Raw genomic sequence first — 22225 nt, 5'->3', positions numbered from 1 at the left:
GCGCCGCGGGGATCACCCGCGCCGGGCAGGACGACCACACTCATACTTTTCGGAGCTTTAACTTTGTCTGTTCAAATCCCTGGTGGCTCAACCGTGCCCACCTTCGCCGACCTCGGCCTGCCTCAGGCTGTGGTTTCCGTTCTCGCTGCCAACGGCATCGAGAGACCGTTTCCCATTCAGGCCGCGACGCTGCCTGATTCGTTGGCAGGCCGCGACGTACTCGGGCGTGGCCGGACGGGATCCGGCAAGACCTACGCGTTTCTGTTGCCCATGGTGACGAGACTCACAGCGAGCCAGACGAAACGGGCACCCGGCCGTCCGCGCGCACTCATTCTTGCGCCGACCCGCGAGCTCGTCGCCCAGATCCAGGCGTCGCTGGCCCCGCTGGCTGAGGCAATGAATCTGCGCTCCGTCGTCGTGTTCGGCGGCGTTGGGCATCAACCGCAGATCGACAAGCTGCGCGCCGGTGTCGACATCGTCATCGCTTGCCCAGGCAGGCTCGAAGACCATTTGCAGGCCGGACATGCCGACCTGTCCGCGGTCGAGATCACCGTGCTCGACGAGGCCGACCACATGGCCGACCTCGGATTCCTGCCTCCGGTCAAGCGGCTGCTGGACAAGACACCCCGCAACGGACAGCGAATGTTGTTCTCCGCCACGCTTGATCGAGGCGTCGACGTTCTCGTCAAGCGGTATCTGAACAATCCAGTCGAGCACAGCGTCGACTCGGCTCAGTCGCCGGTGACCGCGATGGAGCATCACGTCCTGCATGTGGAGAAGGGCTCGCGTATCAACGTGCTGGCTGACCTCGCCGCATCGCCGGGCCGGACGATCGTCTTCGCCCGCACCAAGTACGGTGCCAAGAACCTTGCCCGGCAGCTGAACTCGCGTGGTGTACCCGCAGTCGAGTTGCATGGGAACCTGTCGCAGAACGCCCGCACACGCAATCTTGCTGCCTTCTCTGATGGTTCCGCTTCGGTGTTGGTGGCGACGGATATCGCCGCGCGCGGCATCCACGTCGACGAAGTGAGCCTGGTGGTACACGCGGATCCGCCGGTGGAACACAAGGCATATCTGCACCGGTCCGGGAGGACGGCGCGCGCGGGTAACGAGGGCACCGTCGTCACGCTCATGCTCGACGACCAGGTGTCCGATGTCCGGCAGCTGACCCGCAAAGCGGGCGTGAAGCCGACGATTACTCGCTTCAACGGCCCGTCGCACCCAGTGCTGCACGAGATCGCGCCGGGTGAGCGCACCTTCGGCAAGCCGATCGTGCCGGCGGCCCCCAGTCGTCCTGCGCCTGCCAAGCCCGAGCAGTCCCGACGGCGCCGCTCGAACAACCGTCGCAGGCGTCCCGCCAACGCCTGATGCCCACAACGTGTCAGTGGGGTTGACGCCCTCATCCTCGCTGCGATCGAGGACGGCGCGCGGGCACGCCTTCGATCGCTAGGCCGCGCAGCGGGCCAAACACCAGCACTTCTCTGACAGGACAGATCACGCAGCGTTTAGGCGGCTCGGGCGCTTATGCTCTTGCGCGTGATGGACTTGCTCTTGAAGATCTGCGTCGTGGCCATCCCGCTGTCGATTCCCGCTATCGCCGCCTATTGGTTCTTCACCACGAGAGCGAGGGCCGACCACTACGGCACCCTTATGATTCCCGGCGAGACCACAGTCATCCTGCCTGCCGGCAAGCTCAAAATCTCATATCAAGAGGAGCGCGTGGCCGGGCATGTATCGACGGGCAACCACATTGCTTTTCACGTCCCAGCGGCCCTTCAGGTCAGGGTCATAAACACCTCCACGGGTCAGGAGATGCCCATCAGGAATAGAGCAGCGCTCGACACCGGCAGCGGCTGGAGTCGGGCCCTGATCGGGACGATCCAGGTTATTGCGCCTGGCCGCTATACAGTCACGGCGGGCCCCGATATCGGCGGTGTCGATTCGAAGATCCTGCTGGGAAAGTAGCTCAGACGTACACCCATTCACCCCGGCAACCGACTTCTGTTCACCTCTTGCCCCGGCCGGCTCGAGGACCATTTGCAGGCCGGACATGCCGACCTGTCCGCGGTCGAGATCACTGTGCTCGACGAGGCCGACCACATCGCCGACCTCGGATTCCTGCCTCCGGTCAAGCGACTGCTGGACAAGACGCCCCACAACGGACAGCGAATGTTGTTCTCGTCAGCGGTATCTGAACAATCCCGTTGAGCACAGCGTCGACTCGGCCCAGAACGTGCTGGCCGACCTCGCCGCATCGCCGGGCCGGACGATCGTTTTCGCGCGCACCAAGTACGGTGCCAAGAACCCTCCCCGGCACCTGAACTCGCGTGGTGTACCCGCAGTCGAGTTGCATGGGAACCTGTCGCAGAACGCCCGCGCCTGCCAAGCCAGAACAGTCTCGTCGGCGCCGGTCGGCCCACCCACCCGTGGATAACGTCCACAGGTGTCAGTGGGCTGAGCTATATTCGAATGTATGTTCGAATCCGAGTTCGCGGGAGTTGACGACGCCACTGTCGTCGCCGCGATCGCGGAGGGTGCGCGGGCTGAGGCCGCCGGCGCGGCGCGCCGGTTGGCGGCGATCGCTGAACTGAAACATCGTCGGGTGCTCGGTGACGATGAGCGCGATCGGTGGGCGTGTGATTGGTGGGATTGCGCGGCTGCGGAGGTGGCCGCGGCGATGAATATCAGCTCGCGGAAGGCCTCGGGTCAGATGCGGATCGCGGTGGCGTTGCGTGATCAACTGCCCGCCGTGGCTACATTGTTTCGCCGCGGTGAGCTCAGCGCCCGAGTGGTGGGGGCCATCACGTGGCGCACCCACTTGATCACTGAGGAGTCGGTGTGGACGCTCATCGATCAGGCGATCGCTCGGCGGGCGGTGAAGTGGGGGCCGTTGACCGAGGAAAAACTCATCTCGGCGATCGACGCGTTGGTGTTCGAGTTCGACCCGGATGCGCTGATCCAGGCCAAGCGCACACAGCGGACCCGTGACTTCTTTGTCGGTGATATCGAGGACGAGAACGGTGTGACGTCGGTGTGGGGCCGGCTGAAAGCCAGCGATGCGGCGGCGCTGAAGAAGCGGATCGCCGCGATGGTGGCCACGGTGTGTGAAAACGATCCTCGCTCGGCCAACGAGCGTCGCGCGGACGCGGTGGGTGCGTGGAACGACGGCAATGATCATCTCCCATGTGCGTGCGACTCCCCGAACTGCCCAGCCCGAGAGAGCAATCCGGCCCCCAAGTCCTCAGTCGTGGTGAATGTGTATACCGACCAAGCCACCATCGAGGGTCTGCAGAAACCCGCCGCCTCAGCCGCACCCACCTCGGCGGGGACGGCGTTGTTGTCGGGTACTGAGGTGATGCCGACCCCGCTGCTGGCCGAGCTGTTGCGCAACGGCGCGAAACTGCGGCCCCTGTGCGCACCCGACAAAGACGCCGGGCCCGAAACCGGGTATCGGCCGTCAGCCAAGCTGGCGCGGTTTGTGCGGGGCCGCGATCTGACGTGCCGCTTCCCCGGGTGCACGACGTCAGCGGAGTTCTGCGATATCGACCACGTGATCCCCTACCCGCTCGGGGCGACTCATGCATCGAACTTGGCATGTTTGTGCCGAAAACACCACTTACTCAAGACATTTTGGACCGGCGACTGGGAGCTGACACTGCGGCCCGATGGTGCCGCGGTGTGGACCTCACCGACCGGACACGCCTACAAGACTTACCCGGGCAGTCGAACGTTCTTCCCCGATTGGGATACCAATGCCGGGGAGCTGCCACCACCTCCATCGGAATCGCAAACGTTCAGCACCGACCGCGGTGTGATGATGCCTCAACGTCAACGCACGCGCGCTCAAGACCACGAAGCCCGGATCAAAGCCGAACGCGCACAAGACTCCGACCCACCACCGTTCTAGCGGTCCTTCGCCGCGATTTCTCCGAGCATCGCGACGACGACACCGAACGCGAAATACAGTGGGACAAGCCAAGGCCCGACGCCGAAGAGTTGGTCGGAGTCTGCGTTGTATGCGAACACGCCCACTTTGACGAGCCCGATTTCGACGATGGGTCCGATGACTGCGGCCAGCACGCCGCACACCAACGACGGCTTATCCCCCAGTGCACACCACGTGATCGTTGCCATCGCCACTATGAGAGTGGTGCTGGGAACGATCGGCGTGCTGTGTACCAGGGCGGTGGTGACGTAGGTGCCGAGCACTGCGGCGACACCTGCAACTCCCTGTCGCAGTGTGACGGTGATGCGCGGGTCGGGCAGATGTAAGCGCAACTCAGCCAACGACACCGTCGCCGCCCCGACCATGACGGGAAACCAGATGGGACTGCTCCACACAAATGGGACTGCGTTCGTGAAGTACTCCGTGGTGCCGGTGACGACATGACTGTGATCGCCAATCAACGACGCAGCCGCGCCCACCAGGAATAGCACCAGCAGTTCGGGCACACGCAATTTCACGAACAGGACGCTACCTCGTCATTCGCCTACCTGAGGCAGTTCATCGGCGGCGATCTCACACGGCGTACCCGCCTCCGGCGCCGGGGCGGCAAGGGGTTCTATCCGCGGCGGAGCCGGCGTGGGTGGCGGCACGGGCGTCGCTTCGGCGGCAAGCGGTTCGGCAGGCGGTTCCTCGACAGGTTCCTCGGCGGAGTCGGTCGCGGTAGTCGCCTCGTCGGCTTCGTCGAGTTCAGCGTCCTCGGCCTCGATTTCCTCTTGGTCTTCCTCGTCGTCCTCATCGGCCGTGTCTTCATCGTCGGGCTCCTCCAACTCGTCGGGCTCCACCTCGTCGGGCTCAGGTAGATCAGACAGCGCGTCCTGCGACGTGCCCATCAATCCGCCGAGCAAGTCGCCGAGTTGGCCTCCGAATCCAGACAATCCGCTCCCAATATCGGGCATCCCTCCACCGCCCATCGAGCCCATCGACGGCGGCGCCATCGCGGCAGGGTTGACCGGCGGTGCCGCGGGCGCCAGCGCCTCTGCTGACGGTGGAATCGCAGCCGGTATCGGTGCGGGCGGGGCCGACGAGGGTGGTGCCGACCACGCCACCGGTGCACCCGCCGGCACAGCGGCACCAACTGGCGCAGCCGCTACCGAACCCGTGCCCGCAGGCACCGTCGCGATGTCCTCACCCGGGGATGGTGACCACGACGGGCCGAGCTCACCGGGGACATCGAAGACGACGTGCACCTCGGACGCGAGTTCAGCAGCCGTGGCGTCGTAGGCCTCCGTCACGGCAGCCATCGCCGACCGCATCGCCGTCAGCCACTCGGACCGAATATCGTTCTCGACGAACGGCTTAACTTCTTGATCGACAAGTTCACTGGCACTCGCGCGATCACCAGCACCGGTACTCACCGTCTGCGCCGCAGCCCGCCACTCCGGATTCGTGCCGCGGCCCTCGACCGCCATCGTCGCAGCGACCTTCCCGTCAACACTGTGCCACAACCGATCCCGCAGCGACGACAGCGATTCGGCCGCCGTACGCACGGCCGCCACCACACCCGCCGACGCCTCGGCATGACGACGCAGGAAGTCGCTGGACGCCTGCGCGCCCTGACCGCCCCACGCCACCGCCATTGATGCGAGCTGAGCGTCCTGTCGGGCGAGCGCTCCCTCGGCCGCCGAGGCGGCTGCCCGCAATGCCTCGCAATCGGCATCAAGCGCTTGCAAATCGATTCCGTCCTCGCTGCCGTACCAGTCGCGCACCTGCGAGGCGTTGAGCGTCAAATCCGGGTCCTCATACCCGAGCAGATGGCAGGCCCACACGTAATCTTGTATGGCATCGACAGCGGGCCGTCCCTCGGCCAATCGTGAAGCAGCGTCGAACATCTCAGCCCACCATGCGGCCGGCGCGGACGTCGGCGTCGTCGTAGCGATGCGCGGTGGTACGCAGTGTCGCCGCGATCTCCGACGAAGCCCTCGACCACTCCCGCAGTTGGTCGGCGACACCGTCGACCGCGATACGCACCGCCTCACCGCGCGCGACATGCATCCGGCCCGCGGCCGCAGCGCCGAACTGCAGCCCCGCGAGCCGATTTCGCACAATCACGTCGACAGCGTCGGCTACAGACTGATACCCGCCGGCGATTCTGAGCAGCGCGCCGACGTCGACGCTCGCGACGTCAAGTTCCCCCATGTAGAGCTAGGACGCAGGTGGGGACTAGCCGGTTCCCGTCGATTCAGCGCTGTTCGCTGACCGATTCCGCCACCCGAACGGCAAGTTGACGCGCGGTGTCCTCGTCAGCAGCCTCCACCATCACGCGGACCACCTGCTCGGTACCGGAGGGACGCAACAGAATTCGGCCCGAATCACCAAGCGCACGTTCGGCCTCGGCGACCGCGGTGCGCACCGAAGGCGCCTCCGCAACCGTGGTTTTGTCCGCCACCGCGACGTTGATCAGCACCTGCGGCAGCGTTTGCATCGGTTCGGCAAGCGTGGCCAAAGACGAGCGGGTCTGCGCCATTCGCGACATCAGGCGCAGTCCGGTGAGGATGCCGTCCCCCGTCGTGCCGAACGCCGGCATGACGATGTGGCCGGATTGCTCACCGCCGAGCGTGTACTCCCCGGCGCGTAGTTCCTCGAGGACATACCGATCGCCGACACCGGTCGTGCGAACCTCGATGGACGCCGCCCGCATCGCGAGGTGCAAACCGAGATTGCTCATGACGGTGGTGACCAGCGTGTTGGACGCGAGCTCGCCCGCCTCCTGCATCGCCAGCGCCAAGATCACCATGATCGCGTCGCCGTCGACGGTCTGACCGTTCGCGTCCACGGCCAGACACCGGTCGGCATCTCCGTCGTGTGCGAGGCCGAGATCGGCTCCGCGAGCCACGACCGCGGCCCGCAACGTTTCCATGTGAGTGGAGCCGCAGCCATCGTTGATGTTCAACCCGTTGGGTTCGGCGTTGATGGCGATGACGTTGGCGCCTGCCGCGCGATAGGCGCGTGGCGCGGCCGCCGATGCGGCACCGTGTGCGCAATCGACGACGACTGTGAGCCCGTCAAGGCGGGTCGTGACGGCCTTGCCAACGTGCCGCAGGTAGCGATCCAGCGCATCCTCGGCGTCAACTACGCGGCCGATGCCTTCACCGGTGGGACGCTGGCCGGGCCCTTGGTGGACCAGCTCCGCGATGCGGTCCTCGGCCGCATCGTCGAGCTTGTGGCCGCCGGGTCCGAAGAGCTTGATGCCGTTATCCGGCATGGGGTTGTGCGACGCGCTGATCATCACGCCGAAGTCGGCGTCATAAGCACCCGCGAGGTAGGCCACGGCGGGGGTCGGCAGTACCCCGACCCGCAGTGCGTCGACGCCCTCGCTGGTGATTCCGGCGATCACCGCCGCTTCGAGCATCTCCCCGCTGGCTCGCGGATCGCGGCCGATGACGGCGACGCGGCGCGCGTGTCCGCCGACGCTGCCAAGCCGTCGAGCCGCCGCCGAACCAAGCGCCACCGCCAGCTCAGCGGTCAGATCCTGGTTGGCCACGCCGCGCACCCCGTCGGTGCCGAACAGTCGACCCATGCGGACAAACTTCTCATAAGTGGAGCCCGAAGATCCAACCAACACGACTCACCGCCCGCATCCATGGGATACGGGCGGTGAGCTGGGAGGTCAACTAGCCGTCGGAACGGGTTTGACCCGAAGAATCCGAATTACCTTCCAGCATTCGAGTTCTCGGAGTTACCCGCACCGCCCGACTGGCCCGGTGTGCCGGCGTTCTGTGTGAGGTTGATGGGTCCACCAGTAACGGTGCAGACGGTTTCCGTGCCGCCATCGGTGTCGACCGACTCGCCGAGAACGTTGACCGGTCCGACCTCGAGACCACAGATCGCCGCCGCGACGTTCGCCGCGACGCCGACGTTCACATCCTCGAGAATGGTCACATCGCCGACCGCGACATTGACCAGGCCGTCCTGCAGGTTCAGCGGCTGAGCGCTCGCCACACCCAGGCCGGCGGTGAACAACAGCGATCCGCCCATCACGGCGCCGGCTGACGCCCTCTTAATCATGGTGTGCATCAGATATTCCTTTCAGTCAGGAAGCAGCGATCCGCCCCGACCCCGTGGTCTCGGTGACCACCTCCGCAGGAACTGCCTGCCCAGCGCGAAAAGGGTTGCGCCTCTGCTTCCCGGGAAGTGGGCTACCAACATCAACGCACAGCTAAACAGGATTTGAGAAAACTAGCTGTTCCAAGATCTTTTATTAGGTATCAGCTAATTAACTACGCTCTATATTAACGTTACCTTCAAAATCCTGATGGGAGCTCTAATTGTCTGTCGGACGACGACCCAAACATCGTTACTGACGCCGGGAAAAATTGTTTTGGATCCAACTCCACTTCGCTGCCGTGGGCCGATCGATATCGTCGCCGCCAACGACGAAAGGACATTCGATGCGCAGCGACCTCTTCTCCCCGCAGAACGCCGAAGCCCAGATGCAACAACCGGGCATGAAGTTGCAGAACAGCAAGATGCTCAAGATCGGTCTCAACGGCGAAATGATGGTGCGCCAGGGCGCCATGGTCGCCTACCAAGGCAATATCCAGTTTCAGGGCCAGGGCGCCGGCGGCATCGGGAAGTTCGTCAAACAGCAGTTGACAGGCGAGGGCGTGCCGCTGATGAAGTGCACCGGCGCCGGTGACCTCTTCCTCGCCGACTTGGCCTCCGACATCCACCTCCTCGATCTCGAGGGGCCACACGACGGGCTGACGATCAACGGCAAGAACGTCCTCGCGTTCGAGCCGTCGCTGTCCTACGACATTCGGCGAGTGCAGGGTGCGGGGATGCTATCCAACGCCGGCCTGTTCAACTGCGTGTTCTCCGGGCAGGGCCGCATCGCGGTCACCACGAAGGGCACCCCGGTCGTATTGAGCGTCGACCAGCCGACCTACGCCGATCCGCAGGCCGCTGTGTGCTGGTCGACATCGCTGCAGACCGGATTCCACAGTGCCGAACAGTTCGGCCTCGGCACATTCATGGGCCGCACCACCGGTGAGGGCTTCACGATGTCGTTCTCCGGGCAGGGCTTCGTCGTCGTGCAGCCGTCGGAGGAGGCTCCGGGCGGGTTCGTCGGCGGGACCGGCGGTGGACAGCAGGCGGGCAGCGCCGCCGGCAACATCATCGGCAACTTCCTCGGCCGCTAAAACGAGACCGCCGGACACGCGATTCGCGTGCCCGGCGGCTTCGAGGGGTCTCGATCAGCGCTTGCTGTACTGAGGCGCCTTACGGGCCTTCTTGAGGCCGTACTTCTTGCGCTCGATGGCTCGCGGGTCGCGGGTCAGGAAGCCGGCCTTCTTCAGTGCGGGCCGGTCCTCCGGCTGCACGAGGATCAGCGCGCGGGCGATGGCCAGGCGCAATGCGCCAGCCTGCCCGGACGGGCCGCCACCATCGAGGTGTGCGTAGATGTCGAAGGACTCCACCCGGTCGACGGTCACCAGCGGCGCCTTGATGAGCTGCTGGTGCACCTTGTTCGGGAAGTACGCCTCCAGGGTGCGGCCGTCGAGATGGAACTGGCCGGTGCCAGGCACCAGACGCACCCGGACCACAGCCTCCTTGCGGCGGCCGACGGTCTGGATCGGACGGTCGATGATGACCGGCTCGCGCGCAGGAGCAGCTTCTTCAGCTGCGACCTCGGTTGCGGTCTCCTCGACGGGAACCTCGGTCACTTCTTCGGTCGTGTCAGTCGTTTCGGTCACTGGGCCACCTGCTTGATCTCATACGGAATGGGCTGCTGAGCGGTGTGCGGATGATCCGGACCCACGTAGACGCGCAGCTTCTTCTGGATCTGATGGCCGAGCTTGGTGTGCGGGATCATGCCGAGGATCGCCTTTTCGACGACCCGGTCAGCGTGCTTCTCCATCTCGTCACCGAGCGCACGCGCCCGCAGACCGCCGGGAAAACCCGAGTGGCGGTAGGCGAACTTCTTCGTGAGTTTGTCGCCGCTGATGGCGACCTTGTCTGCATTGATGACGATGACGAAATCGCCACCGTCGACATTCGGCGTGTACGTCGGCTTGTGCTTGCCACGCAGCAGATTCGCTGCTGCGACGGCGAGCCGGCCGAGCACCACGTCGGTGGCGTCGATGACGTACCACGAACGCGTGGTGTCACCCGCCTTCGGCGTGTACGTAGGCACAGCGCTACCTCTTCCTCTTCGGGTTGATTCCCGGAGTGATCCGGGGGCCGGTCAGGCATGCGATGGGGAATACTCGGCGACCGACGTAGACCCGAGGCCCCGGCGTACCGCATGCCAACGGAGCAGCTTACCCGCGGACGTCCGCGCAGGTCAAAACGCCTTCGACAGCGGTTGACCTGCGGCGACGCATCGGCACGCTCACGACCCTCGATGACACGACCGTCAAAGAATTAGGGAAACACCCGATTTCTTCGCCGGCAATGCCTCCGTAGCTTCATCGGCGTCGGTCGCACGGCGTTTGCCGAGGGCCGCTCCCCGCATCAAGATCACAACGGAGAAAACATGTTTCGCACTTTCATCGCCGCAGCATTGGTTGCCGCGGCCGCTGCTGTCGGCGCCGCCTCGGTCGCGAACGCCGACACGTACTACAAGAACTGCGACGCCGCCCGCGACGCAGGCGCTGCGCCTGTACACGAGGGAGACCCGGGATACGGACCCCACCTAGATAGAGACCGCGACGGCGTCGGCTGCGAGTAACCGCAGCTCAAATCAGTTTGGGCCACCGCAGCCGCCTCTCCAAACGGTTACGGTGGCCCAAACCTTTCACTGGCGAATCCCCCCAGGCTCCCCTCCGAGTGGGACCGCGCAGGCTCTGTGGGCTACCCGCCCCAGGCGTTGGCCGCCATCCGGTCCGTCGCCGCGACCTCGTCCGAACCGTCACGAACCGCGTTGCCCAACCTGACCAGGATGTCGTTCAGCGCACTCGCCGCCTGCTCCCAGCGCGCCTGCTCAACGCGATACGCCTCGGCGGCCTGCCTCGTCCAGATTTCCTGCAGGGGTGCGATCTGGGCCCGCAACTCCTCCAGCGCAGCGTTCAGCCGCGCCGAAGTGGAGTGGATCTCCTGCCGGACGGTGTACTCGATTTCACCGAAGTCGTACGAGAGCGCGTTCTCCATGTCGGACTCCTCAGAGGTTGGTGGCGACGACGCCGATCTGATGCGAATGGCTATCGGAAGCTTCGCGAAGGGTCTGTTGATTCAGGCGGATCGTCTCGGCGATCCGCTGCAGCGCGGCATGGAGCTTGAGCGACTCGGTGTTCCACCGATCCACCACGTCGCGAAAGCGCGACGCGGCCACGCCACCCCAGACCGATGGCGGCACGCCGCCCATGCGTCCGATGAACGACTGAAGCATCGCCCGGATTTCCTCATTTCGCGCATCCGTCTTCCCGGCGATGGCAGTCATCAGGTCGAAGTCGGTGTTGAGTGCGCCACCTGCCGGTGTCGTCATCGATGTCCTCCCGTTCGGTGCGTGTTGTTATCAAGTTCGACGCGATCGGCGCCAGTTCGGTTCCATCGAATTCGCGCCTACTTTTCAGACACCGCATGCGCGGAGCGAATCGCACGATCGCAGGCCTGCCGGACGAGGTGTTCGCGGCCCGGCGCACTCTGGCAGCCGATCGCGATGCGCACGGCACCGTCGACCAGCACGCTCCATGCGACGTGGCGCTGCGGTCGAACCTCCCGATACGTCACCGCATCCCTGTCGGCGCGACGATCAGACGGGTTGAAGTCGACGAAAGCGCCATCGGTCGCGTCGGCCAAAGCTGCGTGCAGAGCATGTGCCGTATCAACCAGACTGGACTGCTGGGGAGCGACGGACTGCGTAATCTGCAGGGCGACATCTCCGTCTGTCGGTGAAACCAACTGCACCCGAGCCGATCCCGGACCCGCCGTGATGCGCTGCGCGGTCCATGCCGCCGGCACCATCACACCGACCCTGCCCTCGACGAGCAATGTCGACGCCATGTCGTCGACGCGCAGGTCCGAACCTTGGTCATGGATGACGACGTAACCTCCGCACAGGACCGCCGCCGACAGCGCGCCGAACAATATGGCCAGCGCTTTGCGATGGCGGACCTCGCCGACGAGACCTGAGTCCCGCGATGGATATGCCGCGGCCGCGCGCAACACACAGCCGTCGTCGGCAATCTTGACCCGCACACCGATCACACGCATGCGAGTGGCGATCATCGCGGCGAGGCGGTCAGCGCCCGGCACTGCCACCGGTGCGTCCACCAAGACCCCAGGGGGACCGGCGACAGCCGCGACTAGTGCGTCGACATCCGCGACGGGTTCCTGCCGCGTCACGACAGCAACGATCTTGTCCACGACCGTCACGACGACGACATCAGAGGTGATCTCGACGATCGCCGTCTCGGCCGAAATCCCCTCCCGCAGCGCCGTTATTCGTTCTAGCACGACAACGTCTTGGGCGACGCGGCGCGCGGCCCGTCGCACCCGGTCGGTCCGTGCCGAGGACCACCACGCCGGACAGACGAGGACCACGGTGTCGACGCCTGCCCCGATGACCGTGCTCATCACGTCGTCCCACACGTCCTGTACGGAGACCGGACGATCGTCGAGCAAGGCGAAGTCGTCGTCAACGCAATCGAGTGCGGCCGAAATCCATTCCTGGCGAACATCGTTGGCTCCCCGTATCGTCCCCGGTCCAACCTCGACGACTTGGTTCACGGCGGATCCGTCCAGGCCACCTGCACGAGCTGATCCGCGTCACTCCGACTGATCAGCGTTCCTCGGCCGGGAGGGAGCGCCGAGGGTCGAACGGTTCCGAGAAGCACGCCCTCCTCGGGACTGGCGCTCATCATCAGGCCCAGGCAGCCGAGCTCGCGCATCCGAGCCAGCACCGGATCGAACATCGCACGCGCAGCGCCGCCGGAGCGCCGGGCGATGACGACATGCAGACCGAGATCTTTGGCATGTGGCAAGAAGTCGGCGAGTGGAGTCAACGGGTTTCCAGTCGCTCCCGCCACCAGGTCGTAGTCATCGATGATCAGGTAGATATCCGGGCCCGACCACCAGGACCGCGCTCGCAACTGCTGCTGGGTGACGTCCTCGCCCGGCATGCGCGCTTCGAGCCTCTTGATGATCCTCGGCAATCGCGACGTCAGCGACGACGTCGACATCACGTAACCACCGAGATGATCCGATTCGACGACGCCAAGCAGAGTCCTGCGAAAGTCGATGATCTCCAGTTGAACGTCATCGACGCTGTTGCCGCGGACCAGCTCGTGGCACAGCAGACGCAACGTCGCGGTCTTCCCGCACCCGGCTTCACCAAGCACAAGCAGATGCGACTGTTCTGCGAAATCGATTTGAACAGAGGTTAATTCGCGCTCGCCGATACCGAGCAGAAGCCCGTCAGCCGCGAGATCGGCACGTTGTATCTGGGTGGGTAGGAGCTGGATGGCGGGCGCAGCGCTGGGCGTCCACCGCTCGCGCAAGCGTTGGGTGTCGACGGTGATCGCCTCGGCGAGCCGGTCCGCGGTGGCTATGCCATCCCACCGCGGCAGCGCGATGGCGAATTCTCGTCGGTTCGGAGCGATCCCGCGACCGGGCGGCCGTCCGGAGAGGTCACGCGCGCGCCTGCGGTCCATCTCGGATTCGGCAGGATCACCGAGCCGGAGCTCGATACGAGTCGCGATCTGATCTTTCAACGCGGGGCGAAGTTCGGCCCAGCGAGACGCGGTGATGACCACGTGGATGCCGAACGAAAGGCCCTGAGCGGCAATCGCTGTGATCGGTCCTTCGAGGAGGTCGAATTCCTGGCGCAGCGTCGCCCAGCCGTCGATGACCAGAAACATCTCGCCGAACGGATCCTCGATTCCGTTGCGACGATAGGCTGCCATCTCCCTCGTCCGCATCACCGATGCCACCACCGCGACGGTGCGTCGACACAGGTCGCCCTCCGAACGGTCGGCCATCGACCCCACGTGGGGCAGATCTCTCAGTGACGACAGCGCTCCGCCGCCGAAGTCGAGGCAGTAGAACCCCACATCCGTCGGATCGTGGTGTTCCGCAAGGCCCAGCAGCAGCGTGCGCAATGCCGTCGACTTCCCGGACCGCGGTGCACCGACGATCCCGACATTTCCTGCTGGGCCGTCCAATTCAACGACGAGCGGATCACGCCGCTGCTCATACGGGTTGTCCACGAGCCCGATCGGCACCGTCAGTCTTCGATGGCCAGGCCCTGACATCAACGCACCGAGAGTCGGCGATTCAGTCAGCGGCGGCAACCACACCTGATGGGCGGGCGCGCCGCGGCCGGCCAACCGATCCAGCGTCGCGTCCAACACCGTTCGGATCGGCTGCGGCGGCTCGTTCTCCGCCAACGAGGCTTCGACGGTCGCGGCCGTGAACATGCGAACGCAGGCCGGTGCCGTCTGCGTGGGCACTATGCGCCGCTCGCGGTCCTGGCCCGATACGTAGGCGGTCTGGAACCGGACGAGCTCATCCGACGTGGACTTGAGATAGGCAGCGCCGGGCGCGCTCGGCAGGTGATACGCATCGGGAACGCCGAGCACCGCTCGAGATTCGCCGGCGGAGAACGTCTTCAGGCAGATCCGGTACGAAAGGTGCGTTTCCAAGCCGCGCAGCCTGCCTTCGTCCAGACGTTGGCTGGCGAGCAGCAGGTGCATGCCCAGCGATCGGCCCAATCGTCCGATCGCCACGAACAACTCGGCAAAATCGGGGTGCTGGCTGAGCAGTTCGGAGAACTCGTCCACCAGGATGAACAGGGCGGGCAGGGGCGGCAGCGACGCACCCTCGGACCGTGCCCGCTGGTACTCAGCGAGATTGGCGAATGGTCCTGCTGCCCGGAGTATCTCCTGACGCCTGTTCATCTCGCCTGAGAGCGCATCGTTCATCCTGCTGACGAGGTGTGCTTCGCCGGCCAGATTGGTGATGACGGCACCGACATGCCTGGCCCGCTCCAGCCCGAGAAACGTGGCGCCGCCCTTGAAGTCGATCAGGATGAGATTGAGGCCATCCGGTGGGTGAGACGCGATCATCCCGAGCGCCAAGGTGCGCAGTAGTTCGGACTTACCAGACCCCGTCGCGCCTACACACAATCCGTGTGGCCCCATGCCGTTTCGCGCAGCCTCGTTGATATCGAGATACACGCGAGCGCCGTCATCAGCGACGCCGATTGGCACCGGCCTGATGGGCCCGTCGCCGGAAACCTTCCAATGCTTCCCGGGATCGATGCCGCAGATCCCCATGAGATCCACCCAGTCGAGGCCCGTTGGCGCATCCGCCGCACCGGCGAGTCGGTACGGCGCCAGCCGACGCGCGCAGGCCGACGCTTGAGCCTCGGCCAACAGGTCAGGCCTCGCAATCACCTCCTCGCCCTGTCCGCAGACCGTGACGGTTTCGGCCGTGACGCGCAACCGCAGCCGCTCCGCGTTCGCAACATTGTTCTGCGGTGTTTCGATCTGCAATTCAAGACCCTCCGTTCGATCACGGATGGTCACGTCACTAGCCGAGTGCTGATGGTGTGGGAGCCATTTCAGCCAGTCCCACTCCTCACTTCCGTTGGCGCCGATCGTGATGTGGTCGGGGCCATGCAGAACAGCTAGCTGACAGACGAGCGATCGAAGGAACGCCCGCGCGACCTCCCTGTCACCGTCGACGGTGATTACCGAAAATCGCCGCAGCGCGAGCGTGACCGGTGTATCCGCGACGATCGACCGGTTGCGCACCACTCTTCGCATCGCGGTGACAGTCACGGGATCCAGTTCGTCAGCGGCGCTCAGGTCCGGTTCGGACAATACGGTGGACAGTGCTTGCTCACCGACCCCCACCCGGACGACGCAGTAGTCGGCGTGTTCAGGTCTTCGTTCCCACATCCGTCTGCTGCCAGCCAGAGTCCACAGCGCTCCAGGTTCAGGGTGGCACCACCTCGACGACGCACGTTGGGCATCGGCAGTGCCTGCGGTCACCCGGTCGATGGTGTCGATGTAGTTGAGGTACTTCTGCCGATCCCTGTTGATCTCAGCGGTGGTGTTGGTGCCCCTGGCGCCGTAGGCCAGCGTTCCGAGCACCGACGTCAGCATCATCACTGGAAAGAACATGTACATCGGGTTTCGCATCGACTGAGCACCCGACGTCAAGTAGACGGCCATCATCCCGACGGCGGCGACCAGCATGGCTACCGGCAGCAGGCGGGCGAGCGGGTTCATCGGCGTCGGCGCCGGGATCTGCGGCGGCGCTTCGACAACGACGGGGACGTCTGCCATCGGTGGCACCGGCACTCGTGGGTCACGTACGAAGTCCATCGAAGAATGGACGTCAGCGCCGTCGACGTGGTTCCATCCGGATCCATCCCCAACGTGGGAACTTGCTGCGATTACGTTCCCGCGAAAGCGGTTACGGTTGGCGCGGCTGCGTCAAGGGGGAAACCGATGCCAGATTCACTATGCCGGCTCACTGTCGCGTCCTGCACCGCCGACACGCATCGCGCAATCGATTTGGAACTGCCGGCGGATGTGGACGTCGGTGAGCTGTTGCCGCAGATCGTCGATCTTGTTCATCGCGACAGCTCGCCGATGCCCGGTCTCGATTGGCTGTTGTCGAGACTGGGCGAGCCACCGCTAAATGAGTCAGCGACACTGAACGACAACGATGTTCGCGACGGTGATGTGTTGATACTCGCGACGGCAGAGCCCCTGGCCGCGGAACGGGCTTACTGCGATCCATGTCACGCCATGACGGCGGAAGCTGCGCCGGTGCCGCGGGCAATTCCGGCAACCAGCTGCATACTGCTCAGCGGGTTCGGCGCGGTGGTGTTGGTGTGGCCGGCCGCAGATGTCGCCCCGACAAGTCGTATCGTCGTCGGCGCATGCCTGATCCTCGCCGCCGCGGGAGCGGCCGTCACCACTCGGCGTCTTGTTGGCGACGCCCTGATATGCGCGACGTTGAGCCTTATCGCAGTGCTTTATGCAGGTGCCGTCGGGTTTCTGACGGTACGAAGTGGCACAACCATATCGGGGCTATTGGTGGGGTCCGCGGCGGTGTTCGCCGCAGCGATCCTTCTGCTGCGCGTGATCGACTGCAGCAGTGCCTGTTTGACGGCCGTGGCCACTGTGGGCGCCGTGATATCGGCCATCGCGGTCGCCGGTACCTCGTGGAGGCTGCCATTGGACACGGGTGGCGCGGCGCTCGTCGTCCTGTCACTCGCAACGCTCGGATTGGCGCCAAGGCTGTCGATGGCGCTCAGTGGCACCACACCGGCTGCGGCAGCCAATGTCCGGCGTTGTCACCAAACACTGACCGGACTGGTGGTGGGATCGTCCTTCGCCGCCGCCCTCGGCGCCGCGGCGGTCGCGGTCGACGCGGTCCGCAGCGCGGAATCCGGGCTACGCAGTACGTCCTTCATCGCGATCGTCGCGCTGGTGCTCCTGCTGCGGGTGCGCACTCATGTCGATGCGGCTCGTCGGTCGGGTCTCGCGGCCGCGGCGACGCTCTGTACCTTCGCAGCTTTAGCCTCGGCGGCCATCGCCGCAAGTACGCACGCGCATGTGATCAGTGTGCTTGCCGCGATACTCGGTGCCGTCGCACTGGGCTGCCTCGTCAGGCCGACGGTGAATCCACTCGTGCAACGCATCACCGAGGTGGTCGAGTACATCGCCGTCGCGGCTGTCTTTCCCATGGCCTGCTGGATCGCAGGGGTCTACGGATGGGCGCGCGAAGTGAGCCTCGCGTGACGAAGGCCGCACGGGTGGCCGCCGCCAGTGCGCTCGCATTCATACCGCTGTGGAACTCGCCTGTTGCCGCTGCGGTCACGCCACCGGTCGTCGACATGTCGACACTGCCCAAACCGGGATCGCCCGCGCCTCCGCAGCTCACCGAACAACAGGGCCCATGCGGCGCGTTGACCGATCACACCGCTGAGAAATTGGCCGATGATCCGTTGAAAGTGTCTGGTGTGCAGGATGTCTGGTCACTCACCCGTGGTGCGGGCCAGACAGTCGCCGTGATCGACACCGGGGTGGCTCGGCACCGCTTGCTCCCCCACCTCATTCCCGGTGGTGACTATGTGTCTGCCGGCGACGGCACCGCGGACTGCGACGGCCATGGCACGGTTGTCGCCGGGATCATCGGCGCCTCTCCCGATACAGACGGCGCGTTCAGCGGCGTTGCACCCGATGCCACGATCATCGGGATCCGACAGTCCAGCAACAAGTTCAGAGCAGTAGATGATCCCGCAGGCATCGGCTTCGGTGATGTCGACACCCTCGCGATGGCTGTGCGTACCGCGGCTGACATGGGTGCGACCGTGATCAACCTGTCGACCGTCGCGTGCCTGTCTTCCGACGAGGCATTGGACGACCGCGCGCTGGGTGCCGCGCTGGCTTACGCCGTCGACGTCAGGAACGTAGTGGTGGTGGCTGCCGCGGGCAACGTCGGCTCGGGCGGTCAATGCCCCGAACAGAATTCGACGACCGATCCACTGCGGCCCGGCAGCCCCGACTGGTCCGACGTCAAGACGGTGGTGACTCCCGGCTGGTACGACGATTATGTGCTGACCGTCGGCTCGGTAGGACGCGACGGGGTGCCGTCGCCGTTCAGCCTCGCGGGGCCATGGGTGGACGTCGCCGCGGTGGCCGAAGAAGTAGTCTCGCTCGACCCTGACGGCGAGGGGCTGGTCGACCGGCTTGCGACAACTGGCGGTGAATCACCGATTTCGGGCACGAGTTACGCCGCGCCGGTCGTCAGTGGCATCGTCGCCCTGTTGCGGTCACGATCGCCTGAATTGACTGCGCGACAAGTCATGCAACGCATCGAGGACACGGCACAACGTCCTTCGGCAGGCTGGGATCCTGTTGTCGGCCATGGAACTGTCGACGCGGTCGCGGCGGTAACCGCAGGCCCAGGGTCGGCAGCGAACAGCGACGCAGGCGCGACGCAGACGGTGGCGATTCCCTCATCCGAACCGCCCGATCACTCCGCCGGCTTTGCCGTACGGGCCGCGGCAATCTGTGTCGTCGCGTCGATCGCGCTGGCGATGACGGCATCGGCGGCTCGGTCACGACGTCGGACCGACGCTGTCCCTGCCGACTGACGCGGCCTCGACACTCAGTTCGGGCCCGCGCGGCAGCTGAGCAAGCAACGCCCACGGCGCGGGCACGGGGTTGGTCAACCCCAGACGTGTGGCCGCTTCCGTGTCACGGATTCCGAAGAGCACACCGGCTTCGTTGACGAGGAAGAGTGCTCCGCTGGCAGCACCCTCGCCGGACACACTCGCGGCGCGGACGAAGGCGCTTCGTCCCGGTGGGATCGCGAAGCTGTCGACACGTGGGCCTGCGTCGTCCCCCTGTGCCAGCTGTACGACGTGATCGTCCCCGGACCACAAGGACTCACCGATGAGTACCGCCTCCGATTGCGCACACAGCACCGGGCTTTCGGCGGCATCGCCGCGGTCGGGAAAGGTGGCGACCGGAAGTCGATCCACGATCGGTACCGTGCCGATGAGATCTGGTGCAACAGTGCCGATGTCACGTCGGCTCGGATGCGTGAATCTGATGAGGTCTGCCGCCACCTCGCCGACTCGCTGGACTCCGTCTTCGAGTGCGACGTAGTACTCCGCGGATTCAACGCGCGCCAGTCGCACCACGGCGCCCACCGGAAACCCCGGCAGCGCCGACGGCGAGACGCCGCCAGCGGTGATGACGGGGGCGGTGATCTCCGGCGCCTCCGGTAGCGTGTCAAGGAGCGCACGTGAAACTGGTCGCGGCGCAACGCCGTCGAGCTTCAGTGCGCGGATGGCCGCGTGGTTCCGAAGGTCAACTCGCGCTCGGCGTCCGTCGTAAACCAGGTAAGTCGTCGCCGCGCTCTCGCCGCGCGGGGTGACGAGCACGTTGCGGCCCGAATCCAGATGTACGGGTGAGTGGCCCACGAGCACGGTGGTTCTCTCGACGCTGTCCTCGCACACCGTCCAAGTGGATTCACCCGCGCCGAGAGGGGCCCCGATCGTGCTTGGGGCACCCGGGATGCCCACAAGTGGTCCTCGCTTGGCTCGGTCCAGAGCCGAGGTGCTGACCAGTTCGGGTTCACCGGCCACACCGGTGATCAGCCGAGCAGAGGCGAGATTGAAGGTGGGATGCATGGTGTCGCCGATGCGCACATACAGCGCTGCGGATTCGCGGACCATGACGATCGCTGCGTCACCGACATGGCCTCTCGGCTGCAGGAACGCGAGGACCACGCACACTGCGACCGCGATGGCTGCCAGGACACACCCTGCCGCCAGCGAAAGCGACTGCGCGCGTAGCGGATCGTCGACCATGCGCACATCGCCGCGCACCAGTGCATGCGCCATCCGCCGCAACATGAAGCGGTACCCGCTGACCCGCAGCCTGTTTGCCGAGTGTTCCGGAAAAAGTGATCCAGCCATCCCTCCCCCGCGGCAAGCCTAGCGGCCGATGAAGGGTGGTCATGTCATTGATTTCAGCGCCAGCGGGCCCACACGTAGGGCACCAAGGCGCGGAGGAAGTCGAGGTCCGGCCCCGGTTGGGCATCGGCAAACGCCTGCTCGAAGTATTCCTCGGCCACCGACAGGATGCCCTCGGCGAACTCACTGGTGAACCGGATGCTGCCGTAGGTGTCCATGAGATCGCGGACGTGTTGCACCAGCTCTGCGGACCGATCTTCGCGTGTCCGACCTACGTAGTCCTTGACGAGATCGCTGTCTGCACCCTCGGCGTTGGCCAGCAGATGTACCAGTGGCAGCGTGCGCTTTCCCTCGTAGAGATCACCGAGAATCTCTTTGCCGTACATGTTTTCGTCGCCGACAAGGTTGAGCAGATCGTCGCGGATCTGGAAAGCGGCACCGAAGTGAAACCCGAACCGCACCAGCGGTGCCAGCTCGGCCGTGCCGCCCGATCCGATGATCGCGCCGACTCGTAATGGGTGAATCGTCGTGTACCAGCACGTCTTGTGCATGATCAGTTCGAGGTAGTCCTCGGGGTTCAGCTGCTGGACATTGTCGAGCAGCCAGCCCACCTCGGTCGCCTGTCCCTCCAAGGTGCGCATGGCCATCGTGTCGAACTCGGCCCAGATCACGTCGCCGAGGTCGCGATCAAACCGACGCGTTGCCCGGCGCAGCACCTGGCCAGCCACCACCGCGAGACCGTCGCCCGCGTTGATCGCGGCCGCCAACCCGTACTCCGACGCCAGCGTCGGCCTGCCGCGACGCATCTCGCTGCCGTCGGCGACGTCGTCGTGCACCAGAAAAGCGTTGTGCAGCAACTCTATTGCGACCGCGACGCCCAGAAGATCTTGGGCGTCGGCACCGAACGCCCGCCCGGCGGATATGCACAGTGCAGGGCGTAGTGCCTTACCCGGACGCGACGGATACTCGCGCATCGGGCCGTACAGCCACCGCACCGGCTCCCCGTCGGGCATCGAGTCGAGCATGGAGCGGCGCACGAGCCTCCCCACCTCGCGCAACCTATCTTCGACTGAATCGATGAGCTGGGCGCGGTCAGCCGTAGTCGTCATGACGATCGCGGCGCGATGTGCAGCGATACCGGGAGCCACACGTCGTCGTGACCATCAGCCAGCAGCGTGCCGCGATACCGTCCCGGCGAATAATGTTCGGCTACATCAATTTCCACGGTAATGCCGCGGCTGCTTCGTGCGGGCATCGGAACAATATCGGGCTCGAAGCGCACGGCCGATGCTTCGATCAGCGCGCCGTCGTGCGCCAATAGGTCGCTGCAGCGCAGCCGAACCTTGCCCATGTCCTGCGGCCCGCGATTGTGCAGCCATATCTCGGTGACGGCCGGTCCCGGCTCACTCGCCTCCAGAACGGCCTGGCCGCTGGACGCCGAGTTGACCAGGTCGAGCGACGCCTCGGAGGGGGCAGCGTTGCTGTTGAGCATCGACTGGCCCAGTTGACTGACGACACCCTGCAGAGACGCGACGATCCGGCCCAGATCCGGATAGGTCGCGGCGGTACCTTCGTCGGGTTTCGTGTCAGACGACGCCGCACCGACAGCACCGAGACCCCTGTCGGTCATCTGGACGAATCGGCTTACGACATCGGTCGCCGCGCGGAAGCCACGCTCCTGGATCGCCCCCAATGCCCGCACGTTGTTCGCCGGATCGAATACCGAGGCCCAGGGTAGGTCCGCGATGCTCGCATCGTCCCGATCCATTGCCCCGGCCATCAATCTCTCCCCCGATTTGATCTTGTGGCTGGCTTACCACTCGATATGCTAAGACGTC

At 65.1% G+C, this 22225-nt stretch carries 21 protein-coding genes and 1 pseudogene; 8 read left to right on the top strand and 14 right to left on the bottom strand.

What is annotated here, in order from left to right:
• The first annotated feature begins 93 nt into the window (after positions 1-93).
• The 4 genes and pseudogenes from ACIA48_RS18085 to ACIA48_RS18070 all read left to right on the top strand — a co-directional run bounded on the left by ACIA48_RS18085 (position 94) and on the right by ACIA48_RS18070 (position 3907).
• Complete coding sequence (locus tag ACIA48_RS18085; protein WP_396734267.1) at positions 94-1368, top strand: DEAD/DEAH box helicase; 1275 nt, start codon at positions 94-96, stop codon at positions 1366-1368.
• A 168-nt stretch (positions 1369-1536) separates the two neighbouring features.
• Positions 1537-1965 carry a hypothetical protein gene (locus ACIA48_RS18080; protein WP_396734264.1) on the top strand — a complete coding sequence of 143 codons (429 nt, stop codon included), beginning with the start codon at positions 1537-1539 and terminating at the stop codon, positions 1963-1965.
• A 45-nt stretch (positions 1966-2010) separates the two neighbouring features.
• Positions 2011-2377, top strand: a pseudogene (locus ACIA48_RS18075) (DEAD/DEAH box helicase); the annotation flags it as partial.
• Positions 2378-2473: 96 nt separating this feature from the next.
• On the top strand, positions 2474-3907 hold the full coding sequence (locus ACIA48_RS18070; RefSeq protein WP_396734262.1) for a DUF222 domain-containing protein: 1434 nt from the start codon (positions 2474-2476) through the stop codon (positions 3905-3907).
• On the opposite strand, the gene ACIA48_RS18065 is transcribed toward ACIA48_RS18070, so the two are convergent.
• The 5 genes from ACIA48_RS18065 to ACIA48_RS18045 form a co-directional block, all read right to left on the bottom strand.
• The gene (locus tag ACIA48_RS18065) at positions 3904-4464 is read right to left on the bottom strand and encodes a hypothetical protein (protein ID WP_396734259.1); all 561 of its coding nucleotides are present in this window, start codon (positions 4462-4464) and stop codon (positions 3904-3906) included. The two genes, ACIA48_RS18070 and ACIA48_RS18065, sit on opposite strands and share 4 nt — an antisense overlap.
• Before the next feature lie 18 nt (positions 4465-4482).
• The gene (locus ACIA48_RS18060) at positions 4483-5835 is read right to left on the bottom strand and encodes a hypothetical protein (RefSeq protein ID WP_396734256.1); all 1353 of its coding nucleotides are present in this window, start codon (positions 5833-5835) and stop codon (positions 4483-4485) included.
• Between the two features lies 1 nt (position 5836).
• Positions 5837-6142, bottom strand: coding sequence for a type VII secretion target (locus ACIA48_RS18055; RefSeq protein WP_396734253.1), 306 nt, complete (start codon positions 6140-6142; stop codon positions 5837-5839).
• Positions 6143-6185: 43 nt separating this feature from the next.
• Complete coding sequence (glmM, locus tag ACIA48_RS18050; RefSeq protein WP_396734250.1) at positions 6186-7523, bottom strand: phosphoglucosamine mutase; 1338 nt, start codon at positions 7521-7523, stop codon at positions 6186-6188.
• Positions 7524-7654: 131 nt separating this feature from the next.
• The gene (locus ACIA48_RS18045) at positions 7655-8020 is read right to left on the bottom strand and encodes a hypothetical protein (protein WP_396734247.1); all 366 of its coding nucleotides are present in this window, start codon (positions 8018-8020) and stop codon (positions 7655-7657) included.
• A gap of 374 nt (positions 8021-8394) precedes the next feature.
• Between ACIA48_RS18045 and ACIA48_RS18040 the strand changes: the two genes are divergently transcribed.
• Positions 8395-9144, top strand: coding sequence for an AIM24 family protein (locus ACIA48_RS18040; RefSeq protein ID WP_396734244.1), 750 nt, complete (start codon positions 8395-8397; stop codon positions 9142-9144).
• Between the two features lie 54 nt (positions 9145-9198).
• On the opposite strand, the gene rpsI is transcribed toward ACIA48_RS18040, so the two are convergent.
• Positions 9199-9696, bottom strand: coding sequence for a 30S ribosomal protein S9 (gene rpsI, locus ACIA48_RS18035; protein WP_396734241.1), 498 nt, complete (start codon positions 9694-9696; stop codon positions 9199-9201).
• On the bottom strand, positions 9693-10136 hold the full coding sequence (gene rplM, locus ACIA48_RS18030; RefSeq protein WP_396734238.1) for a 50S ribosomal protein L13: 444 nt from the start codon (positions 10134-10136) through the stop codon (positions 9693-9695). Before rplM ends, rpsI begins: the two co-directional genes overlap by 4 nt.
• 342 nt (positions 10137-10478) lie before the next feature.
• Here rplM and ACIA48_RS18025 point away from each other — a divergent pair, with 342 nt between their 5' ends.
• Positions 10479-10673, top strand: coding sequence for an excalibur calcium-binding domain-containing protein (locus ACIA48_RS18025; protein ID WP_396734235.1), 195 nt, complete (start codon positions 10479-10481; stop codon positions 10671-10673).
• Positions 10674-10795: 122 nt separating this feature from the next.
• Here ACIA48_RS18025 and ACIA48_RS18020 read toward each other — a convergent pair whose 3' ends face one another.
• The 4 genes from ACIA48_RS18020 to eccCb form a co-directional block, all read right to left on the bottom strand.
• On the bottom strand, positions 10796-11092 hold the full coding sequence (locus ACIA48_RS18020; RefSeq protein ID WP_396734232.1) for a WXG100 family type VII secretion target: 297 nt from the start codon (positions 11090-11092) through the stop codon (positions 10796-10798).
• 10 nt (positions 11093-11102) lie between these two features.
• Positions 11103-11426 (bottom strand): WXG100 family type VII secretion target, encoded by a 324-nt coding sequence (locus ACIA48_RS18015; RefSeq protein WP_396734230.1) that lies wholly within the window; start codon positions 11424-11426, stop codon positions 11103-11105.
• 77 nt (positions 11427-11503) lie between these two features.
• On the bottom strand, positions 11504-12670 hold the full coding sequence (locus ACIA48_RS18010; protein ID WP_396734228.1) for a type VII secretion-associated protein: 1167 nt from the start codon (positions 12668-12670) through the stop codon (positions 11504-11506).
• Positions 12667-16272, bottom strand: a complete 3606-nt coding sequence (gene eccCb, locus ACIA48_RS18005; protein WP_396734226.1) for a type VII secretion protein EccCb — start codon at positions 16270-16272, stop codon at positions 12667-12669. The genes ACIA48_RS18010 and eccCb overlap by 4 nt, the downstream gene beginning before the upstream one ends.
• 126 nt (positions 16273-16398) lie before the next feature.
• On the opposite strand from eccCb, the gene eccD reads away from it, so the two are divergent.
• Both eccD and mycP read left to right on the top strand, forming a co-directional pair.
• On the top strand, positions 16399-17700 hold the full coding sequence (gene eccD / locus ACIA48_RS18000; RefSeq protein ID WP_396734224.1) for a type VII secretion integral membrane protein EccD: 1302 nt from the start codon (positions 16399-16401) through the stop codon (positions 17698-17700).
• Positions 17673-19058: a type VII secretion-associated serine protease mycosin gene (mycP, locus tag ACIA48_RS17995; RefSeq protein WP_396734221.1), complete on the top strand. Its 1386-nt coding sequence runs from the start codon at positions 17673-17675 to the stop codon at positions 19056-19058. The genes eccD and mycP overlap by 28 nt, the downstream gene beginning before the upstream one ends.
• Here mycP and eccB read toward each other — a convergent pair.
• The 3 genes from eccB to ACIA48_RS17980 are packed head-to-tail and all read right to left on the bottom strand — an operon-like array spanning position 19023 to position 22167.
• Positions 19023-20390, bottom strand: a complete 1368-nt coding sequence (gene eccB / locus ACIA48_RS17990; protein WP_396734218.1) for a type VII secretion protein EccB — start codon at positions 20388-20390, stop codon at positions 19023-19025. The genes mycP and eccB overlap by 36 nt on opposite strands.
• A 53-nt stretch (positions 20391-20443) precedes the next feature.
• Positions 20444-21436, bottom strand: a complete 993-nt coding sequence (locus ACIA48_RS17985) for a polyprenyl synthetase family protein (RefSeq protein ID WP_396734215.1) — start codon at positions 21434-21436, stop codon at positions 20444-20446.
• Between the two features lie 56 nt (positions 21437-21492).
• Complete coding sequence (locus tag ACIA48_RS17980; protein ID WP_396734213.1) at positions 21493-22167, bottom strand: hypothetical protein; 675 nt, start codon at positions 22165-22167, stop codon at positions 21493-21495.
• Positions 22168-22225 lie beyond the last annotated feature (58 nt).

The sequence above is a fragment of the Mycobacterium sp. NPDC051804 genome, from assembly GCF_044452905.1.
In the GTDB taxonomy this organism is placed as follows: domain Bacteria; phylum Actinomycetota; class Actinomycetes; order Mycobacteriales; family Mycobacteriaceae; genus Mycobacterium.
This window is presented reverse-complemented; position numbering and strand designations above follow the sequence as displayed.